The organism is Sulfurisphaera sp. (assembly GCF_059755235.1).
The window spans coordinates 14,377-35,469 of the sequence record NZ_DBPRYF010000014.1 but is presented as its reverse complement, the minus strand read 5'-3'; the positions used below and the strand labels follow the sequence as shown (position 1 = coordinate 35,469).

Here is a 21,093-nt window from a genome sequence, read left to right as displayed (position 1 = left end):
TATATTCTATTTATCTATATATATTAATACAAATGGCTAAATGAACTAAATTGAAAATATTTATAAGGGGTTGTTAATATCATAGCATATGAAAAACCCACTTGAAGAGTTTGATAACAAAAAGCTAAATCGGTTTCATATAAAAACAACGCTAATCGCAGGTGCAGGGCAAATAGTTGATGGATATGATTTAACCGCAGGTTCATTAGTCTTTTTTTCAATAGAATCATATTTTGGTTCCTCTCTAACTGCAGTCTCTTTAATGCTTTTTGCTTCAATAATCTCTGGAAATATTGTAGGAGCGGTTTTGTTTGGTTACTTGGCTAGACATGGTAGGAAAAAGTTTTACGGCATTGATGCAATGCTAATGATTTTCGGTGCCCTGCTAACACTTTTTATTACCACTCCTTACGAACTTGTCTTATTGAGGTTTATCTTAGGTATGGGTATCGGTGCTGACTATGTTCTCTCTCCTCTAATAAATGCGGAGTACGCAAATGTAAAGAATAGAGGAACACTTCTTGGCATTTCTGGAGGTGTTATGTGGAACTTAGGAGCTTTAATATCTGCTTTAGTGACGTTATCTTTAGAAAATGTGTTGCCTACTTCGGTTCTTTGGAGGGTTGTCTTAGCATTAGGTAGCATACCCGCCATAGCTGTTGTAGTCTTCAGAAGAATGTTCCCAGAAACACCGCATTATTTGGCATATGTGAAAAAAGACCTTAATGAACTAAAAGAAAAGTACGGTTTGAATGTTTCTTCTCTACCTGACTCAAGGATTATATTGAGAGCTATTCTACCCACGCTAATCTTAGCATCCTTAACTTGGTATTTATATGATATAGTTGCTTACTCTGGGGTCTTTTTTGGTCCTAACGTAATTGCTGAAAAACTCGGACTAAATGGGATAGTATTTATGATTATCATTTTAGGGATATTTTCAACCCCATGGAACTTCCTCGGAGCTGTTCTATCCGATAAAATTGGTAGAAGAGCTACTCAAGCTATAGGATTCATAGGAATGGGCGTAGCTACTTTGGTATTTGCTGTATTGATAGGTAAAGTTGATGCAGTAATCACGTTAATAATATATGGAATTAGCTCGATCTTTAACTCTCTAGGACCCGGAAATATAGTGGGCTATTGGGGTGTTGAGCTGTTTCCAGCAAAAATAAGAGGGATAACAATGTCAATAACAGTATTATTTGGAAGATTGGGAGTTCTAACTACCACTTTCCTATTCCCAATTTTACTTGAAAGCTTAGGCATAACACCTGTTATGGTAATACTAGGGTTTATAGCTATTTTAGCAGCTTTAGTAACTATGAGATTGCCAGAGCCAAGTCAGAAAAGTCTGTCCCAAGTTGAATTTGGTGAACTATCAAAGGCCCCCGTTATAAGGACTGAGGAGGATAAAGGAGAGAAGAAGATTTAAACTGAACTTTTTTACTAAAGCTTACGGTAGCATAAGTCAATTAATCCACTTTTTTATTCACATTTTTGTTATCCTCTTTCTGAAAGAGAATTCTCTTTAACTTTACATTTACATAGTGTTATATAGCTCACTATATTTTTTATACTTTTATAGGAGCTAAATTGAAAATTCTTATAAGCTTCTTTTTTCACTATATCATATGAAAAGAAATAAGTTAGACATAAAAAGATCAAAAAAGGAAATAATATCCGTATTGTTTTTAATTACTTTTCTAGCTTTTTCTTTCTTAACAACCACAACCTATAATGCATCTGTACAAACAAAGACTCCAATAAAGCATATAATAGTTATAATGTTAGAGAACTATGCATTCGACGCAATTTATGGTACATACCCTTTTGGTTATCCACCCATTGTTAACAATATAACTCTCTCGTTGATGAGGCCAGTAAACTATATTTACAATATGTCACTTGTAACTCAGTTGAAAGCTGATGGTGGAAATATTTCATGGATCTCTTAACCTACAAAGGTAAAGTATATCATCCATATTATGCAAACACCACAACGCCAAAGAACCCTGGGGAAGGTTATGATAAGTATCATATAGACTGGAATTATGGCAAAATGGATGGTTTCATCAACGGCTCTGGAGTGCAGTCATTAGTTTATTTATCATATGAACAAGTGCCACTCTTGTGGGACTATGCAGAGGAGTATGTTCTCTTTGACAATTATTTCTCATCAACCCTTTCACTTACAGTACCTAACAGAATAGATTTAATTACTGGTTTCCTTGCTCCAACTAACTCCGATGCTCCTCAATTTGGCATACTCCCATTAAATACCAGCATTCTGTATCAGCTTTCAAAATACAACATTAGCTGGGGGTGGTACGAATATGGTTATTCAAAAGACTATCAGCTCCTCTCTCCAGACCTATACTTAGGTTATAACAATACTGCACCGCTACCGGTAAGCATGTTAAAAGGTGCAAACGCTTGGAACTCCCACTATTACGACTTAACTGATTTCATAAAGCAAGCTAAGAACGGGTCTTTACCAGCGGTATCCTTTGTAATGGCTACTGGGATGATGGGATATGATAATCACATTCCGGGTTATGATATGCATCCACCCTACAACACCACGTTAGCAATGCTCTTCTTAATGGATGCTATAAACAGCGTAATGGAGGGACCAGATTGGAGCTCCTCGGCTATATTTATAACATTTGATGAAGGAGGAGGATTTTATGACCCAGTTCCTCCACCTCTTATGTATGGTAATGGAAGTCAAGTATTTGACCCCGCAATAACTAAGTACTTACCAGGGTATTTCACACTAGGACAAAGGATACCTTTGCTAATAATTTCACCTTATGCTAAAGAGGGATTCATCGACAATTACACAGCATCGACTTACTCCATATTAGCCTTCATAGACTATAACTTCAATATGCCTTATCTTACGCCAATAGTAAAAGAGTTAGGTTATCAGTCAATTCTATACGCCTTTAACTTCTCTCAGCACCCAAGACCTCCATTGATTCTAACCCCGGCAAACTGGACATACCCAGTGCCTCTTCAATACCCAATACATTATGGATATGTGGCAACAATAAACAATAATTACTCCACATATCAAATGCTTTATAAAGCTATGAGGATGAACTCAACTTATACTCCTCCAAAGTACTTCTTAGTAGCTAATGCAAATACTCCTACCACAACGACTACTACAACGAGCATTGCAAAAACAACAACCACTGTGAAAGCAACCAGTAAAACCGGTGATAATATTATGCACTACGTAGGACTAGCATTAACTTGGGTAATCTTAGTTGGCGGAATAGGGTACGTGGTCTGGAATAGGTTCAGGAGAAAGTAAATTTTCTTTTTTATATCTTTCTACACAGACGTAGTCACCTACTATAAATTAAGTTTTGATTGTTCAAGTAGCGTTATTGAGTTAGTGAAATTTTAGTCCTTTTTCCCATTAATTAGATAATCAGTTTTATAACAGTTCGACTTTCAGTTATACCTATATAATTTATCTATCTTTACATTTTCTTAACGAAACGGTTTCGAACTTGTTCTTAGTTAGCTCTAGTCATAAGTAGATAATCATGCAAAACTATAATGATAGAATCTGATTTTACCGTTAGCGTTGGTTATTTCCTTTAAGTAAAAACTTTTTAGGTTGCTTTCAATATTATTCGTTCTCCTTTTTTACGGTAATATAATAACTTTTAAATCATTTTTCATATTGATTGGTAGCTTACAAAGATACCTTGTTGAATATCACATGGAACAGTCACATCATAGAATAATTAACTTAAACCTTTTTATCTTGATCTAGGATATTCTTTTTGTAATTCAAATTGTGAGTTTAACATAGGTCATCTCAAACCCAAAACTCTTAAAAACGTTTTCTCTTAAACCAAATTGTCGATGAATAGAGATATAGGGAAGAACGCGGAAAGAGAGCTAGTTTCAATACTGAGAGAGCAAGGTTTTAATGCTGTAAGGATACCCACATCAAATTCTTCTCCGAATCCATTGCCTGATGTCTTTGCTACAAAAGATAACTTATTGCTAGCAATTGAGTGCAAAAGCACTTGGGAAAACAAAGTTAAAGTGAAAGAAAAGCAAGTTAGAAAGCTGTTTGATTTTCTGTCAATGTTTACAACTATGGAAGGGATTCCTCTAATAGCAGTCAAGTTTAAGAACATCCATGAATGGAGAATATTTATATTGGAAAAAGTGGAAGAAGTCATTGTTACGGCTGAGAATACTAAACCTATCGAGGCTCTTTTCATAAATGAATGGAATGAAGAAAAGGAGAAAAATCCGTTATCAATTTAAGAAATAGCAATTAGCTCAATTTACAGATTCTTTTATCGAGAACTTTACAGTGCATAAAGGTTTATTATATCTACTTTAAATAAAAAAGCATTTTAACTTTTTAAAGGAAAATATTCTAGCTTATATATTTATTTGCTTTATTTATATATGGCCTCTTTTTACTACTATGATTACAGTTGCTAAAAGTATTGCCAGAGCAATTGGAGTCGTTATGAATATTTCCATATTGGATGAGGATGAATTAGCTGTAAACTGAAATTGAGTTATTAGGAATCCAAAGTTGTTTATTGGAATTAATGTAAGGCCAACTTCTGAAGGAGTAACTGGAGAGTAGAGTGATATAGTAAACTGTGTAGTAGTAGAATTGACATTTGATAGTTTAATTTTAATATTATTTTCCCCTTGAGATAGTGTCACTGGTAAAGAGATTTGTTGTTTATCATAGCTTACAACTAACACTAGGTGAACTGTAGTGTTTAACCCGTTGTATATCTTAATTTTTAAGTTATGTCCGTCTAGTTTTGCACTTTCAACTTTGATTAAGTTAAACTGTCCTTTCACGGTAGAAATTATTGTTGATGTATAAAGTAGTGCTTGCTCTTTAAACCATATTGGTCCATTTGCTGGTGGTCCAGTTTGCCAAGTCCAGTCGCTTCCTTCTGCTACATAAAGGTAGTTCCACAAGGTATCAACTAGGTTTGTAGAGTTTGGAGTTTTATTAAATAGAAGCTGGACTAACGGTGAGGCATTTGCACCTATTGCAACGGTATAGGCTACTAAATATTCCCTAGCTAAAGACACATTCTGCCATATCTCAGTCTTTCCAACATAACCATTATTCCAGTAATTTAAGTTAAGATCCCAAGAACTAACTGGCAAGTTAGTTATGATGCTTGTTGGCTTGTGAGTTAGAATTGCTTGGTTTGCGGTCTGTGTAATTAACCATTGTCCTTGATATTCTGATAAAGCTTGATAAATAGCATACAAGTCTTCAGGCCCAGTTGTTGGGTTAAAGATTAATGGATTTTCTCCGTCAAGCGCTACTGTTACTACTCCTCCTGGGTTATTCATGTATATCTGAGCCAATTGCTGTATTAACTCCTGCGCGGTAAGCTGAGGAGGCTGGCTAAAGAACTTAAAACCAAATTCGTTGGACAGCGTAGTATTCCTAAACAAGACTACAATTGTTTGACCTAAGTTGTTCTCTACTATAAATGGTTGATCCGGATTTAGCGTACCATTGACTGAAGTTACGTAAGGGAGAAAAGCTTGTTCATCAAGTATTGTGTAGGATATGTTGCTCTCGTTATATAAACCCACTAAGTCCATATCAAATGCCATTTCTGGAGTCCAAGTACCGTTAGCCCATATTCCAAAGACTTCATGAGTTAAGTTCTCACCCATCCTTATCTGTGCTAGAACATCACCCCAATAACCATCTTGAAGTAGTAAAGGCTGAAGTGGATGATAGAATGGTACTGTTAGCACATCAACTTTACCTTCTTTTGCTAACTCTTTATATAAAGTTAGTGTGAAGTTCACAGCTTTAATGTCATGGGTCACATTAACTCCAAAATTAGAAGTAAAAGTAGCATTAGGTTCGTGCAAAATGGTCTCCCATTGATATAGAAGGACTGGAGTAAAGTCGATCGTTACGCTTACGTTAAATTGCTTTATAAGTAATGCTTGTAATTCGTAAGAACCTACTAAACTTCCGTTCCACATGAAGTCTTGCCCAGTATGCAACCAGACCCAAGGTTGTTCCCAAGTACCGTTGGGAGCTACATAGAGAGGTTGATGCATATTCCAAACAATTACGAGGCTTAATGGCTTCTTTCCCGTGGTGTTTAAAACGTATAAAGCTGGTAATGTTACTTCTCTTTGAAGAGTTCCGTTAGAGTAAATGTTAAGTGTTGGATAGTAAATACCTTGAGGAATGTTTGATGTTGGTATAGTTACGTTAACTTGATTGTAGCCTGAGTATAAAATTGTTGAAAAGTTGAATTGATAATTCAACACTTGTATTGAAAGTGACGAGTTTACCGAATTTGAGTAACCGTTTTTGAGGTAAATCGAAATGATAGCATTTTGTCCTTGAACATAAACAAATCTATTGTATGTCGCATTTATAAACTGTATAGGAGAATATACGTCTTGTATTGCAAAGTTTTGTCCATTATTAGAATACCAATGATTTGTTGTTAAATCATGATAAACCCATTGGATCCATTGCCCTGGAGAGAATGGGCCTAAAAGAATCGAATAGTTCCCCCACAGCGGGTTATAATTCATTAACTGATCAGTTATATTTGTCCATGGTAATCCAGTTTGAGGACCAGTAGTTAGACCATAATGTATATCAAATTCGTCCGGTGCTCTGCCAACAGCAGTAATTAATATTGATCCATTTTGAAGTACTGTAGCGTAAGTTTGTCCAACGTTGGGCGGATTAACTTCTAAGTTCCAGTTCCAGAAGGGATGATTCTCATAATTTATCCATTGCCCTGTTGTATTATCATAAAACACCCATGCTATCCAAGTTCCATTATTAAATGGTCCTATAGTTACACTGAAGTTTTCCCCATTCCATGCCATAGGTGAGTTGAAAACTTGTGACCATGCTTGTTGTGGTCCATTTTCTATTCCATAATGCAAAGTGACGTTATTATTCTCTGGTATACCGGAATATAAAAACTGTTACATATCCGTTGCTTGTAACACTGAAATTAACATTTATTGATTGAGATGATGTCACAGGAGTCGTTAGAGGTAATATTAGACTAAATAGTAGGACAGTTACTATGAAGTACTGAATAAAACGTACTTTCATAACTAATAGAAAAAAATTTATTATTATAAACTTTTCTGTTCAGTACCAAGAATAATTCAGTCACATTGATTATTCTATAATTTCAGTCAAAAATCAGATTTATGCAAATAAGGATTTTGATATTATTTATCATATTAGTAGTAAATACTGAATTATGTATTATTATAAATAGACAGTGATATAAATACTTTTAGTTCAGTATAATCATACATAAGGTTTTTAAATAGCTATATAGAGAATAAAGTATAGGTGAATGGTTTTGGGTAAAAATAGAAAGCTTAAAGGTGTATCCGGTACAGTTATAGCAATAATAGTAGTTATTATAATAATAATAGCTGCTGTTGGAGTGTATGTGGTTATGACATCACATCATCCTACATCCACAACTTCTACAACCAGTTCCACGACAACATCTACAACTACTACATCCACGACAACTGCTCCACCTCCTAATACAAGTAATCCACAGTCTTTAATGCAGTTAGTTGGTTTAACTTCAGCCCCTTCAACTCCAGTTACTATAACTGTATGGAATAGTTATAGTTCATCAGAAAATCAGGCATTTAATCAAACTCTAGCACAATTCGAACAAGAATTCCCGTGGATACATGTACAAGTAACTTATGGCGTTGGTGTTGGTACTTCACAGTTCGAGACGGCAGCAAAAGCTGGTCAAGCCCCTATTGTTTATAGAGACACTAGCGACTCCGGCGGTGCACTATTTGCGGCTGGTCTAGTTCTTAACTTATCACAATACTTACCACCAAGTATAACCTCACTTTACGTACCCACTGCTATCAATGATTGGATATTAAATGGTTCAATTTACGGTTTGCCAGACGATATAAACTATATCGTTATGTTCTATAATAAGCACTTTGTACCTTATGCTCCTAATACTACTGATCAGCTAATACAAATAGCCGAACAAGTTAACACAACATATCATGTATGGGGTATTGCGTATGGTGCAGGTAACGAATATGGTTATAGATTTGCTGCGTGGTTTGCAGGCTTCGGTGGACAAATTTTCACAACTAATGCCAAAGGTCAAATTATACCAGCCTTAAATAGTACTGCAATGATTAATGCTCTGCAATTCTGGTACAACTTAACTTACGTATATCATATTAATTATTTAGCACCAACAACCGGTGCTGGAGGAGTAGAAGGTCAGTTATTCATTACAAATAAGACCGCAATAATATTTGATGGACCTTGGGATCTTGGTGCTTATCTACAAGCATTAGGCCCCAACCTAGGAGCCGCACCATTACCGGTAGTTAGCCAGACTGGTCTAAGAGCTGCACCATTCATAGGATCAACAGGTTGGCTAATTGCTACACCACAGGCAAGTGGAGCTTCTCCAATGCAGATAAAAGCTGCATTAATATTCATCCTTTATGTAACTAACTATCAATCAGACTTAAGATTATGGAATGTTGCACATGATATACCAGCTAATATGCAAGCATACAACGAGGCATTAACCCAGTTGAAAGAAGGCCAATTGCAACCAGCATACTTAAACCAGATAATGGAAGGGATATTAGAACAAGCTCAATATGGCCAGAAATTCCCCAACATTCCACAAATGGCTTACTACTGGAACTCATTCCATCAATATGCTACTGAGTTCTTCGCCCAGAAGATAAGCGCTACTCAAGCAGCCCAAGGAATGGAGCAAGCATTTATTCAAGCACTAATACAAAATGGCTTGCTTTCAGTTATATTACCTCCACCACCAATATTCCTAGTTTTATACACATTATCAATGTTGCTAGTTCCCGCAGTATTAGTTTCTGGAATTAGAATAAGGAAGTGGTAAGACAAAATGAGAAAAGATAAGTTAATTAATTTTTTATACATTCTTCCTATTCTTGCAGTAACTATACTTCTATTCGTCCTACCAGTTATATATTCGGTTTATATTTCATTTACAAACTTAAGTCTTTTACATTTTCTAAAGTACAGTTTTATAGGACTAAAAAACTACATCATTATATTTAAATATGGATATTTCACACAACTGCTAGAAAACACTTTGATATGGACTTTAGGTAGCTTAGTAACAATGATGAGTTTGGGATTTGCTCTAGCATTAATCCTTAATCAGCGAGACCTAAAGGGTAAGACAATATTTTATGCAATCTTAATTCTGCCTTGGGCTTTCCCAGGGTTTATATCAATATTAATATGGCAAGGTTTATGGGTAGATCCTTATGGAATGATGAATAGATTGATTTTACCTATGCTCCATTTGCCTCATATAAACGCTTTAACATCAACTATTGACGCTTGGATCGAGTTAATAGTTACTAACGATTGGCTATCTTTCTCGTATTTTATGACTGTGTTTTATTCTGCGCTTCAAAGCATACCGAGGGAATTATATGATATTGCTGAACTTGATGGGGCAGGAACTTTTACAAAGTTCTTTAGGATTACACTGCCTTTACTGAAAAAGACAATTGCCTTTGTCTTTATATCAAGCTTTGTCTTTACATGGAACAACTTTTACCCAATTTTCGTATTAACTGGTGGAGGACCGGGAATTTCCACGGAAACTTTTATAGTTTATGCATATCAAGAGGCATTTAGTTATAGCAATTTTTCATTAGCAGCAGCATGGTCTGTTATTTCAACTTTATTTACAGCTATTTTAGGCATTATTGTTATAAAATACACACACATTTTAGAGTCTTTTACATGAGGTGAGAAAAATGGCTTTAAAACACAAAATATTCAAAATTTTAAGGTTAGCAATCTCATACGCAGTTTTAATTATAATGGCTTTCGCTTCTATCTTTCCTCTCTATTACGTCTTTATTACCTCTTTCAGCAATGCTCCAAACTTAATATCGTTAGCTGTATCCGACTTGTTACCAAAACACCTATATTTCACAGCCTATAAGGAACTATTTACAGCAAACTTATATGGAGGGACTTTCTTACTTTGGCTAAGGAATAGCCTGATTTTAGCAAGCGCCACTGCAATAATTTCTGTTTTACTAGCTTTAATAACAGGCTATGCATTGTCTAGATTAGATGTGCCTGCAAAGAAGACTTTAGCAATTTTCATTTACATTGTAACTTTCTTCCCATATACAGCCACAGCAGTCCCGCTTTATTTGTTATTTGCAAAACTCCATTTGCTTAACTACATTGGTCTAATTTTAGCTTATACACCCGGAACGTCAATTTTTGCTGCATTTATTGCTAAACTCGCTATCGACTCCATTCCACCGTCTTATGAAGAAATAGCAATGATTGATGGACTATCTAGGTTTCAAGCTTTCTTAAGAATAGTAATGAGGCTTGCTTTGCCAGTTGTTGCCTTAACTGCTATTTTAGGCTTTAGTGGTGCTTATTTGGATTTTGCGTTGGCTTATGCATTTATATTACCTGATGTAAAAGAGTGGACAGCCACAATAGGTTTATATTACATGGCTGGTTTGTTAAATTATGCAAGTGCGCCAGCATATAATTTATTTGCTGCTGGAGCAGTAATAATGGGGGTGCCTTTAATGGCTTTATTCATAGTTTCTCAAAGATTGATGACAAGAGCATATAGCAATTTAGCAGGGGTGAAACAATGACAGTCTATGTTAAACTAGAAGACATATGGAAGACATTCGAAGAGAAGAAAAGAAAGACAGAAGTACTCAAGGGGCTAAACTTAGAGGTGGAAAAAGGGGAATTTGTAGTTATATTAGGTCCTTCTGGTGGAGGAAAAAGCACAATTTTAAGGATAATTGCTGGGCTGTTAAAGCAAGACAAGGGGCATGTATATTTAAGAGGGCAACTAGTAGATGATTTACCATCAAAGGATAGAAATGTTGCAATGGTTCCGCAAAACTATGCACTTTACCCCTTCATGAGTGTATTTGATAATATTGCCTTTCCACTAAAGGTTCAACATAGGCCTAAAGAAGAGATTAGACAAAGGGTAATAGAGGTTGCTAAGATGCTAAGAATTGATAACTTGCTAGAGAGAAAGCCATCTCAGCTAAGTGGAGGGCAAATGCAGAGAGTTGCAATTGCAAGGGCTTTGGTTAAGGGTGCAGATATAATATTAATGGATGAGCCTTTATCAAACCTAGATGCACAAGTTAGGGTTTTAGCTAGAGAAGAGCTAAAAGAGTTGCACCGCAAATTGGGAACAACAACAATTTACGTTACTCACGATCAAGTTGAGGCTTTAAGTTTAGCATCAAAAATAGCAGTGCTTCATGATGGGACAATTCAAGCCTATGGTCCCCCTATGGAAATATATAAAAGGCCAACTAACGCTTGGGTTGGTAGCTTCTTAGGGAATCCCCCTATGAATATAATAAAAGGTGAAGTTGACAGCAATTCAATAATTATAGAAAACTTCAGATTGGGTATACCAAAGGACTACAAGGACGTGGTAAAAAATAAAGAGAAAGTGTTAGTTGGAATAAGGCCAGAAGACATGGAGATAAGTAATAATGGTGTGTTAGAAGGTACAATAGAGATGGTTGAGGATTTGGGGGCTTACAAAATATTACACGTGAAGATTGGAGATAATATAGTTAGGGTATTGGAGAAATCAATTTCTACGAGAGAAAGAGGAGAGAAAGTTAGAATATCTGTGGATGTTGACAATATGGTGCTTTTTGATGCATCAACAGAAAAGAACCTATTACTTCAGCAACAAGGCGTAAAAAAGAATTGAAGAAGTTCTCTTCTTTCATTTTTCTTACTCTACTCTTCATGTCGTTTATTGTTGTTCCAATTTCTTTTTCTTATGTTCCTAAATTCTCTACTTATTCTTCTCCCTCCTATTTACTCTTAAACAACTGGGAAAACCAATCGGTCTGGATCATAACTGGGGTAAAAGTTCCAAACCCTGTACTCAACGGTTTTCCACTTTACAACTCTTCAATTAGAAACCTCTATGTTGCACCTTATGGCATACTTAACTTCACTCTATGCTTTAACGTAAACGTTTCTTCTGCTTTTCTTACGTTGCAGAATGAAGTGATGTTGCTGACTAATCACGGTAACATCTCTTTAATAACGCCACCTAAAACCCCTTACATAATCATGTTAATAAATGCAAACTCAACCTTTTCCATGACCATTTCTACTAACTCAACCTATACGGAAAATGCGACTACATTGAAAATAAATTCAACACCAGTAATCTATGTTTCTACTAACTCAACTATACAAAACGGGAAAATAAATGTCGGAAAGGGCTACTCATATGTTGAAATAAGTGTTAACAGCAAACCTAATATGATGATAAATTCTCTAATCAAACTAAATAATGAACAAGTTGAACGTTGGTTAAACTCATCTAAATCACCTAAAGGTCTACCAACAACCTTGATGAATGAATATTACCTTTCTTTACTTCTTATAAAGGATGACCAAAACCCCTCTCTTGGTATATTTACCGCTTCTCCTTCTCCAATATATTTATACTCTTGGGTTAGGGATTCTTCTTTAACAGCAATGGCTTTACAAGAGGCTGGACATTACAACTCAGCTCTTAAATTCTGGCTTTGGATGAATAAGGCAAAACAGCTTCAACTTGGAGTATGGTACACACGATATAACTTTTACAACGGAGAGCCAGACACAACATTTGGAATCCCCGAACTTGACAGTATAGGACTCTTTGAAATCGGCGTATATGATTACTATAACTTAACCGGGAATATCACATTCCTCAAAGAGGTTCTTCCGACTGTTGAAAAAAGTGTTGAGTTTCAAGTTTCTCAAATAAACCAGTCTAGGTACAGTCTTATTCCTCAAGATCTCAGTGTTTGGGAAGACAGAAATGCTTATCATTTTTGGACTGAAGCATTCAACGACCTTGGTTTGTTGGCAGTCAGCAAAATCTACAAGGCACTTGGCTTCACAAACTATACGTCTCTGATGAAAATTGAGGAAGAGCTAAACCAAAGCATAATGGAAAACTTCTGGAGTGGAAGTTATTTTGCTTCAGCTCTAACTACTTCAGTAGTCTTTGAGAACGGAAAGAGTGAAACAGTTCTCTCTCCAGAACCGCCATCAGTAGACTCAGCTACGCTATTGCCAATGGACTTTGGATATTTGCCTATAAATTCAAATTATTCCTTGAGTAACCTAGAAAGTGTCAATAAAACACTGCATGTTGGAGGAGGTTTAGCTAGGTTTCCCGGCGATCTTTACCATTATTCCCTATCTCTTTATGACGCAACAGCTCCAGATCCTCCTTGGATAATAACCACAATGTTTGAGGCTCTCTACCTTGAAGAAGTTGGAAACTACAGCAAAGCTTTAAGCCTAATGGAGTGGGCTTATGATCACTCCCAGCACGGTCTATTACCAGAAGCTATAAATCCTAAGCCAGAGTACTCATTACCTACAACTTCTCCATTAACTTGGTCATCAGCCATGTTTGTTGTAGTTGCGTTAAATTACAAACCAACGACGAGCAGTAGTGTTACAAGTACAACTTTGCCTTCAACTGTTAGTCAAAGTGCCTCTTTGACTATGCTTGTTATCGTTAGTATCGTTATAATAATTATAGTAGCTGTAGTGCTAATAATTACAAGAAAAAGAGGAAAATAGAAACAAAGGGGTTGCGTCTTTTTATCTATCAAAGTTTATTATTTCTTATGACTAAAGATAAGTATGGAATGGGAGGAACACTTAAAGAACACGATAGACCTAATCGCTGAAGCTAAGAGAAAGTATCAGCTTCCAGTAGATAATGAAGGAAATCCGGAGCACGTATTAGACGAAAGTGATAAGATAATGAGCGTAAAAGCTTTAGGAGACGTCACTCCTCACGTTTTTCCCATAAACTATTTTCATGCAAACAGAAAAATTGCATCATTAGACTCTTCCTCCCGTTACCTCCGCGATTTATCTGTAAACACTTGTATTGTAGGTCTTTCCGTCTACAGTAACGTCAAAGGTTTTATCTTTGGTCCAATAAATGTGAAAACACCTTATATGGGGATAAGCAGTTACACCCAATTTTTGAAAGATATTGAGAAGAACTTACCCTCCCCCTTAATCAGAGTTAAAAACAAGATCGATTACTATTACGTTAATGAGCCTGGTAATGAGTATAAACTAGATGATATTGCAGACGAAATAAGGACTGAATCCGAGACCGCTGGTTTGCAAGAGGCTGTAAAAGATCACGAGTATGTAATAGCTGACGGCCCAATTTATCCAACTCCCCTTGAGCTGACTGAAATAATATCACTAGATACTGAAGCGAGGAAAATGCACAGGGTAGCTTACGGAACGCTGGTTAACGAAAGGATACAGATTCTTAACGAGAAAGTTGTGGGAGTTGTGAAGAGGCTTGAAAACTCCAAGAAACTCTATTCGGTAGAAGAGATAAAGAAGATAGTAGGGAATACAAATTTTAAGGACGTCACAATTCTAGAAATGTTAGAGGAAAAGTATTGTAAATCAGACTTTCCGCATATATGTGTTATAGGTCCTTTTAAAATAGAGTACAACTTGAAGGTAGACCACGATGGAAAAATCATTCTGGGCAATACTCCACCTAAATACTCATACTACGTGATCATAAGAAGAAACAAAATGGTTTATCCAACTTTTCTTAGGTTAGAAAGTATAAGTGAAAAAATGATGAGAGAACCAGAAGATAATGAATATCTTCATGTCGTTTTGTCTAGCATAAGTGAGAAGACGCTATTACCAACTTACATTGAACTTGTAGATAGGATGAGTAAAAAAGTAACTAAAGCTATGTTCGTATACGCTTTTGAGTTAGCTTCAGGGAAATTAAACATTGTACATGATGATAAACTAACTTACATAAGGGACAGCACTGAGGGAACATGAGTAGAGAGATAGTTGTCAAGTGATCCGGGTTTAGATGTATCTAAGAAAGAAAAGGAGAAAAAGAAGTTAATCACGTTAATCGCACTAAGAAAAAAGCTGTTTGTTTTACGTCCCTTCATCTTCTCCATCTAACAAAGTCACTATAGGTACTTCCTTAAACCTCAATGAGTTAACTATGGCCATACCAGGCTGAGCGTATTTGAGAAAGTCCTTGAACTTCTCCATCCCTAAACTGTTCAGCACATGTTCATCATTTCTCATCACTACTTTAGTGTTTGTTAGCTGTACCACAAGTGGATTTAAGTCATCTGGCACATGAGTGGCTAAGATTACTCCAATATTTCTCACTCTTCCTAACCTCATAATTCTATTTATCAACCCTTCAACTACGTCTTTCGCAACGTCCTCCCTATTTGTTTGAGGGAAGTATTCATGAGCCTCATCCATAATTATAAGGGTCAAATCCCCTCCTTTATGTGTCTGCTGATACTGTGAATCTTTCCACCAAAAGAAGTCATCAAGGATCTTATAAGCTACTGTAGCTACAGCTTCAACTGAAGCTGATTTATTCATAACCCATGTAAGGTCAACTATAGCATCATCATAATCTGAGAAAACCTCACCTGGTAAGAAGTCATAAGTACCTGGTACTGAAAATATGCCATATCTCTCATAAGCCTTTAAGACCCTAACTATTACGTCCTTGGTTGTGTGATAAATCTCCAAGTCCTTTATAGCTGACCTAAATGCTGTTCCGGTGTTTATATACATAGTCCTTCTGTTGTTTTTACTATCGATAACTACAATTGGTTCTGTGTTGTTGGTTGAGGGGAAAATCTTTCGAGAAGTACTAGAAATTTTACTTAAGTTTAAGTTTAAGGTGTTGGCTAAATCATCAAGGTTGACATATAAACTGTCAATTAACTTCCCTGGGGTAAGATGATCTCTCATAATGTTGTTGAAGACATAATTCGTTATATCCTCCTTTTTCTTTTGATCACCACCAATAAACTCAGCAGCTTCATCAAGAGCCTTCTCTATTTTCTCAAACGTCTTTTCAATTATTGATCCCCAGTACATTGAAGCTCTTGATGTAAAATACGGAGTTATCTTATCGAATTCCTCTATGTTAGAGTAAAAGTTAATTGAGTAAGGGACCACGAACACCTTGCTATTACCACATAAAACTTCAGCACCTCTTTTAACCACGTCAACACTATTACATCCATACCAATTCGCAAACTCTTCAGCGTGGTCTTTAACAGAAATCTTGTGAGTGTCTTTCTCATAAATAACTGGCATAACAACTGCGAATTTCTCCTTCTTTTTCATTAGGTGATAGACAAAATCTCCTTGTCTGTCGAAAACCAGTGTCTTCTTCCTTGTGGGGTTGGTGATTATATTCTTTAAAAGAGTAGTCTTTCCAGAGCCAGTAGTACCAATAACTAAGATATGGTGAGTTAAGGCTTCTTCGTCTAATTTAACCACTGCGTCAATTGTGTCACCACCAGAGTAGATTTTACCAATCGAAACACCAGATGAAGGGATACTTAGTAGGTTTTTAATCAAAGTGGGATTTGGGATGAACACGGGAGATTGAGGGTCTACTGGAGAAACGGCCGGTCTTATCTTCTTTAAGCTCCACTTTTCGTCCTCAAGGGAATATTCAGCCTCAGCTATAGGTTTAATCTCTACATATGCAGGAGTCATAATAGTTGATGGGTCTTCTTGGTAGCTAACTTCTTGGATACCCATCCTTGCTAGAACATCTGACCTAGAAATAGAATAGACTTGACCTAAAATAATAACTGGGCGGATAATGCTCCTTATTGCTAAGTATTGTCCACGCTTAATGTCTGCATCTACGTAACTGTTGAAATCAACATCGATACCAATGTATTCACTATCATTTATAATTATGTCACGATAACGTGTAACTCTTCCAACAAGTTTTCCGTTTTCGGAAGCGTGCGACTTTGCTTTATTAAGTAAATTTGATAGGTTTTCTCCCATAGGTATTAGTTTAAGTTAAAGAATTTAAATATAACTCCAAGGAGAATAGAAAAATGAAATAGTAATTTTTCGTTATCTGTGAAAAATCTTGTATCAGCATTTACTGTATTCACCGTATTTAACATATTTTTTATATTAAGGTAATACGAATTTTTCACATATGTGGAAAAATAGGTAAGTATATTTCACGTTTGCGTAAAAGTATTAAGAGTTTTTCAAGGAAGAAATGACGTTGAGTGAGACGTTTCTTAGATCGATGTTGAAATTTTATTATTTAATTAGATGGGAATATAGACTGAATTCTTTTTATAACGACGATTGAATTAAGTGAAGTTAGTTTATAAGTCATGGGTTTTAGTAGTGACTGCGTTGAAAAATGTTCAAGCATATTGCCAATAGTTACTTTATGTCAATACACGAGAACTTAAAGAGGCGATCAACAGATTAACTAGCATTTAACATTAAATAAATTGGAAAGAAGTATAAAATCTCAATGGTAAATCGATAAAGAATGATGATAAATACTCCCTCTTAGTTCTAAGAAGTGTACTTTATTACGTCTTAGTAAAAAATGCGTTCAAATGTCTTAAGGAAGAAGGAGGAATGCAAATTGACAGTTTGTAAGGTCTCTAAAGTCGTTCAGCTTTTTAGACGGGAACGTAAGTCAGAATTTGATAAGAGATCGTAACAGTTTCTTTATTCCTCTGTGCACTCTCCCATTTATTAGGATATCCTTCACACATGATTAAAGCCGTATATAAAAACATTGTGTTGTATTTCAAAGACAAGGAAGCTTTGACATTCTTTATGAGGAAATATAACATTTCAGAGGACGAAATAAAAATCGTCAAAGAAGACCCTTTATAAACTCCTTTGTTTTTTCGTCTTCCACGAAAAGGTAAACTCCTTTTATTCCTCTAGTTAGCATAACATAGTATCTGTTCTTTAAGAGTCTAAGTCCTAGCTCTTTATTACGTTTAGCTATGTACTTTAACCCGTACTTAGTTCCACCTACATAGTCAGTAATAACGGATGGGTTTATCTCCCATTTTCCTCTCCAAATCATGTCTCTACCCCAAACCAAACCAACATACTCAGCCTCAAACCCTTGAGCACCATAGACAGAAGAACATTTGGAAAGATCTCTTTTCTTCTCTTTTGCCCAATAAGCTGGATAGTCTTTCTTCTCATCCATTAGCCACTCCACTCTGTCTTTTCCTATAATATTGCGTAGATTAACACCCTTGTACAAGTCAATTTCTGGTCCAATCCTTACGTTTTTCTTTGGGTCTTTTCCTTCTTTATCTCCTTCAGTTTCTGTAAAAGCACAGATAAGGGCTCTGTCACTCTTTTCCTTAAGTGCGCTTAACAAGTCCTCAACTCTTTCAAAGACTTTAAGTTCGATGCCAAGGTCTTCCGCTCTCTTGGGTTCTCTCCACAATAAACTCCTAACCCACTCTAAGTAATTCTCGTTCTCTCTATAAGCTGAGTGGAGAGTGTACTCCAAGGGATCTTCAGCATACTTCAAAAAGTTCTCCCTTGTACCAGATTCTTCACCTATAAGGATCTGAGAGTCGTCGTAGAAAAGAACTCTCACTTTACCTCTCCTCATTGCGATCTCAATATTGCTCTCCTTCATTCTCTGAGCTTCATCAAATATCACTAGGTTGACGTCCTGGTCAAATTTAGGTTCGGCGACTCCAGTACCGAAACCTGTAGAATAGAACATGATTGCTCCACTGACTTCGCGGAGTACATATCTTAATGTGTTCAGCAGTCGGTTGTTTTTGTAAGCTAATACTGTTCTGTACTTTCTCTTTAAACCTTCGAAAAGGAGTGTTAAGGCAACTAAAGTTTTCCCAGAACCGCTCTCTCCTCTAACTAGGAAAGTCTTCCCTTCACCATTTTCTAACGCGGAAAGCACGTTGTCTACAAGCTTAACTTGTTCTTCACCGAGACCATAACCTCTTGACAGCAAAACTTGAGATGCGTTGTTTAACATCTCTTTTCCATTCTTCTTTAGCAACTCAACTAAGGAGTCGCTGATATACAGTTTTCCGTTAATAACTTGTCTAATTCTCTCCTCCTTTGAGGGGGTAAACTTCTCAACCACCTCTTTTAGCTCTTCACGGTCAGTTATTACTTTACAAGGCAATGAGGGAAGCTCAACAGCGTTATAAGCAACGACAACCCCATCAAAATTGATTCTGGAGGAGTGAAAATAGTTTAGCTTATTTACGTAGTTTTGAAGCTGATAACAAGGGTTTATTTCCTTTTTCCCATCAGCCTTAACAAGGTAATCATTTATCACCTCAACCCTTCTCCACCCTTTCATCTCAACAACTAAGCCCTTTGTGTCATTTACAAAGACAAAGTCTGCTCTCTCTCCAAAGATTGGCAGTTCAGCGATGATAGGTAAGTTTATTCCAGCGTGAACAAGAAAGTCCAAACTCGATTTCCAAGCATTAATTTGCTCTTTCTCTGGTTCTTTGCCATAAGTGACTTCAAACTCCCTCACTAAGTCATCAGCAGTAATCTTTTCCGGAAAAGAGACAAGTGGTAATACCATATTATTAAATAAGAGAGACTGTTTATAAGCTTATGACGTCTCTATCGAGGAAAAGATTACTCATCATCTCTTTCTTCTTATCAAAAGTAACATAACAAGTAAGATGAAAATCAACACAGCTACTGCAACAAGAAGATAATTTAGAGAGATAGTCAACTGTCCTTGTTGTTGAGTTGATTCGCTAATTAACATAGATGTCGAAGAAATAAGGGTCTTTGAGTGTTCTTGTGTCGTTGTAGATTGATTTTCAGTTGTTGTCTCTGTAGACTGGAATGTAGTAGTCGAACTAGTGATATTTTGAGTAGATTGAGTTGAAGTGTTAGTCGAACTAGTAGAAGTGCTTGTCTGACTCTGTGTTGATTCACCGTTGATTGTAATTGATACAGATGATCCAGCTAGGTTTACCGTGGTTTTACCTACAATCTCACCCGATGAGTTGTAAAGCAGAACAGTGTAATTTGAGGGTTCTAAGGTTAGATTAACAAGGTTATTAACGAAAGAGACGTTGAGATATTCCCCTTTTTGAATAGCTGAAGGTATACTAGAGTTAAATAACAACACGAACCCACTCTTCACATTTGTATGTATGGTGAGTGTAGAAACGTTCTTCTCAGTCCATAGCCAACCTGCATTCCCAGAACCAGAAGTTATAACAGCTATAGGTTCACCGTCAAAGAAAGTGAATTCGTCAACTACGTTGCCAACTCTTTCTCCAGTGATTGCCCCAAAATTATATGCACTAACTCCTTCTTGCCAATTATGCCCATTCCAATAAAAGAGTTGCATTGTCACGTTTGCTTCATTGACCATAGCAGTAGAAGAGTAAGCATAACCTCCCATAATAAGGCAAGTAGCGTAATAATGACCAGTTGGTGGATATTCACTTCCATTAACAAGGAAGTAAACATTTGAAATGTTTTCAACTTCCACAATTACATTATCATAATTTATCCATCCGCCATGACCATCGTTGTAAAAGAAGTGTAAGACAGTTTGGTTCTGTGTTGAAACGTTTACCATGAGGTAAATAGTAGTTGGTAAAGTTAAGTTAACCTCGTCCCTGGGACAGTAAGAATAAAAATACTGTCCATTCTCATAGCTAACAACCCCACTACCTTCAACGAATAATTGTGCAGGAGGAAGAGAGAAGTTCCAAATTGCGTCTTCAAACCACATTTCATGAGTTTCGGTGTTGTAAAAGGCGACGTTTTGTATCCAAAGAGCGTAAGTTTTCCCTTCTTCCTCATAGTGCAAAACAGTGTTTAGTTGAAAGGATACAGTGTAAGGCTGTGGCTTGAAGCTGTCTGTAGCCGATAAATTGTAGATCGTAATTATACCTAACCAAGCCGTAGTGTTTAGAGAGTATGTAGAATTATCTGAGTTTATCCCATAATAGCCAATGCCCATAGGAGCTGGCTCACTAGGAATGATAATTGAAATTACTATAGCAGGAAGTTGGAAAAGAAGCAATATGAAGAGTAAGGGATAAACTTTCATGTAAGAAAAAATAGTTAAGCAATATTTAAACATATTC

At 36.3% G+C, this 21,093-nt stretch carries 14 protein-coding genes and 1 pseudogene; 11 read left to right on the top strand and 4 right to left on the bottom strand.

Annotated elements, in window-relative coordinates; translation table 11 throughout:
• The first annotated feature begins 88 nt into the window (after window positions 1–88).
• The 4 genes from AC3OCB_RS01540 to hjc all read left to right on the top strand — a co-directional run bounded on the left by AC3OCB_RS01540 (window position 89) and on the right by hjc (window position 4,302).
• On the top strand, window positions 89–1,435 hold the full coding sequence (locus AC3OCB_RS01540; protein ID WP_498340422.1) for an MFS transporter: 1,347 nt from the start codon (window positions 89–91) through the stop codon (window positions 1,433–1,435).
• Window positions 1,436–1,634: 199 nt separating this feature from the next.
• Window positions 1,635–1,958: a hypothetical protein gene (locus AC3OCB_RS01535; RefSeq protein WP_498340421.1), complete on the top strand. Its 324-nt coding sequence runs from the start codon at window positions 1,635–1,637 to the stop codon at window positions 1,956–1,958.
• Complete coding sequence (locus AC3OCB_RS01530) at window positions 1,946–3,325, top strand: alkaline phosphatase family protein (protein ID WP_498340420.1); 1,380 nt, start codon at window positions 1,946–1,948, stop codon at window positions 3,323–3,325. The genes AC3OCB_RS01535 and AC3OCB_RS01530 overlap by 13 nt, the downstream gene beginning before the upstream one ends.
• A gap of 563 nt (window positions 3,326–3,888) precedes the next feature.
• Window positions 3,889–4,302 carry a Holliday junction resolvase Hjc gene (gene hjc / locus AC3OCB_RS01525; protein WP_498340418.1) on the top strand — a complete coding sequence of 138 codons (414 nt, stop codon included), beginning with the start codon at window positions 3,889–3,891 and terminating at the stop codon, window positions 4,300–4,302.
• 141 nt (window positions 4,303–4,443) lie between these two features.
• Here the strand turns inward: hjc and AC3OCB_RS01520 are convergent.
• Window positions 4,444–7,132, bottom strand: a pseudogene (locus AC3OCB_RS01520) (glycoside hydrolase family 57 protein).
• A 253-nt stretch (window positions 7,133–7,385) separates the two neighbouring features.
• Here AC3OCB_RS01520 and AC3OCB_RS01515 point away from each other — a divergent pair.
• From AC3OCB_RS01515 to AC3OCB_RS01490, 6 genes are all read left to right on the top strand, one after another.
• Entirely contained in the window at window positions 7,386–8,960 is a 1,575-nt protein-coding gene (locus AC3OCB_RS01515) for an extracellular solute-binding protein (protein WP_498340417.1), read from the top strand.
• A gap of 6 nt (window positions 8,961–8,966) precedes the next feature.
• Window positions 8,967–9,845 (top strand): carbohydrate ABC transporter permease, encoded by an 879-nt coding sequence (locus AC3OCB_RS01510; RefSeq protein ID WP_498340416.1) that lies wholly within the window; start codon window positions 8,967–8,969, stop codon window positions 9,843–9,845.
• A gap of 10 nt (window positions 9,846–9,855) precedes the next feature.
• Entirely contained in the window at window positions 9,856–10,731 is an 876-nt protein-coding gene (locus tag AC3OCB_RS01505) for a sugar ABC transporter permease (RefSeq protein ID WP_498340415.1), read from the top strand.
• On the top strand, window positions 10,728–11,831 hold the full coding sequence (locus AC3OCB_RS01500) for an ABC transporter ATP-binding protein (RefSeq protein ID WP_498340414.1): 1,104 nt from the start codon (window positions 10,728–10,730) through the stop codon (window positions 11,829–11,831). Before AC3OCB_RS01505 ends, AC3OCB_RS01500 begins: the two co-directional genes overlap by 4 nt.
• Window positions 11,828–13,720, top strand: coding sequence for a glycoside hydrolase family 15 protein (locus tag AC3OCB_RS01495; RefSeq protein ID WP_498340412.1), 1,893 nt, complete (start codon window positions 11,828–11,830; stop codon window positions 13,718–13,720). Before AC3OCB_RS01500 ends, AC3OCB_RS01495 begins: the two co-directional genes overlap by 4 nt.
• 63 nt (window positions 13,721–13,783) lie before the next feature.
• Entirely contained in the window at window positions 13,784–14,977 is a 1,194-nt protein-coding gene (locus AC3OCB_RS01490; RefSeq protein ID WP_498340411.1) for a DNA double-strand break repair nuclease NurA, read from the top strand.
• Between the two features lie 105 nt (window positions 14,978–15,082).
• On the opposite strand, the gene AC3OCB_RS01485 is transcribed toward AC3OCB_RS01490, so the two are convergent.
• Window positions 15,083–16,990: a helicase HerA domain-containing protein gene (locus AC3OCB_RS01485; protein WP_498340410.1), complete on the bottom strand. Its 1,908-nt coding sequence runs from the start codon at window positions 16,988–16,990 to the stop codon at window positions 15,083–15,085.
• Between the two features lie 741 nt (window positions 16,991–17,731).
• Between AC3OCB_RS01485 and AC3OCB_RS01480 the strand changes: the two genes are divergently transcribed.
• Entirely contained in the window at window positions 17,732–17,857 is a 126-nt protein-coding gene (locus AC3OCB_RS01480) for a hypothetical protein (RefSeq protein WP_498340409.1), read from the top strand.
• On the opposite strand, the gene AC3OCB_RS01475 is transcribed toward AC3OCB_RS01480, so the two are convergent.
• Both AC3OCB_RS01475 and AC3OCB_RS01470 read right to left on the bottom strand, forming a co-directional pair.
• Window positions 17,838–19,559 carry a DNA/RNA helicase domain-containing protein gene (locus tag AC3OCB_RS01475; protein ID WP_498340408.1) on the bottom strand — a complete coding sequence of 574 codons (1,722 nt, stop codon included), beginning with the start codon at window positions 19,557–19,559 and terminating at the stop codon, window positions 17,838–17,840. The genes AC3OCB_RS01480 and AC3OCB_RS01475 overlap by 20 nt on opposite strands.
• A gap of 63 nt (window positions 19,560–19,622) precedes the next feature.
• On the bottom strand, window positions 19,623–21,056 hold the full coding sequence (locus AC3OCB_RS01470) for a thermopsin (protein WP_498340407.1): 1,434 nt from the start codon (window positions 21,054–21,056) through the stop codon (window positions 19,623–19,625).
• Window positions 21,057–21,093 lie beyond the last annotated feature (37 nt).

Excerpts from the sequence above, each read along its gene's own strand:
- AC3OCB_RS01540 (WP_498340422.1), top strand. The coding sequence starts at position 89 with ATGAAAAACCCACTTGAAGAGTTTGATAACAAAAAGCTAAATCGGTTT.
- AC3OCB_RS01475 (WP_498340408.1), bottom strand. The coding sequence starts at position 19,559 with ATGGTATTACCACTTGTCTCTTTTCCGGAAAAGATTACTGCTGATGAC.
- AC3OCB_RS01470 (WP_498340407.1), bottom strand. The coding sequence starts at position 21,056 with ATGAAAGTTTATCCCTTACTCTTCATATTGCTTCTTTTCCAACTTCCT.
- hjc (WP_498340418.1), top strand. The coding sequence starts at position 3,889 with ATGAATAGAGATATAGGGAAGAACGCGGAAAGAGAGCTAGTTTCAATA.
- AC3OCB_RS01485 (WP_498340410.1), bottom strand. The coding sequence starts at position 16,990 with ATGGGAGAAAACCTATCAAATTTACTTAATAAAGCAAAGTCGCACGCT.
- AC3OCB_RS01480 (WP_498340409.1), top strand. The coding sequence starts at position 17,732 with ATGATTAAAGCCGTATATAAAAACATTGTGTTGTATTTCAAAGACAAG.
- AC3OCB_RS01500 (WP_498340414.1), top strand. The coding sequence starts at position 10,728 with ATGACAGTCTATGTTAAACTAGAAGACATATGGAAGACATTCGAAGAG.
- AC3OCB_RS01530 (WP_498340420.1), top strand. The coding sequence starts at position 1,946 with ATGGATCTCTTAACCTACAAAGGTAAAGTATATCATCCATATTATGCA.
- AC3OCB_RS01510 (WP_498340416.1), top strand. The coding sequence starts at position 8,967 with ATGAGAAAAGATAAGTTAATTAATTTTTTATACATTCTTCCTATTCTT.
- AC3OCB_RS01535 (WP_498340421.1), top strand. The coding sequence starts at position 1,635 with ATGAAAAGAAATAAGTTAGACATAAAAAGATCAAAAAAGGAAATAATA.
- AC3OCB_RS01505 (WP_498340415.1), top strand. The coding sequence starts at position 9,856 with ATGGCTTTAAAACACAAAATATTCAAAATTTTAAGGTTAGCAATCTCA.
- AC3OCB_RS01490 (WP_498340411.1), top strand. The coding sequence starts at position 13,784 with ATGGAATGGGAGGAACACTTAAAGAACACGATAGACCTAATCGCTGAA.
- AC3OCB_RS01515 (WP_498340417.1), top strand. The coding sequence starts at position 7,386 with ATGGTTTTGGGTAAAAATAGAAAGCTTAAAGGTGTATCCGGTACAGTT.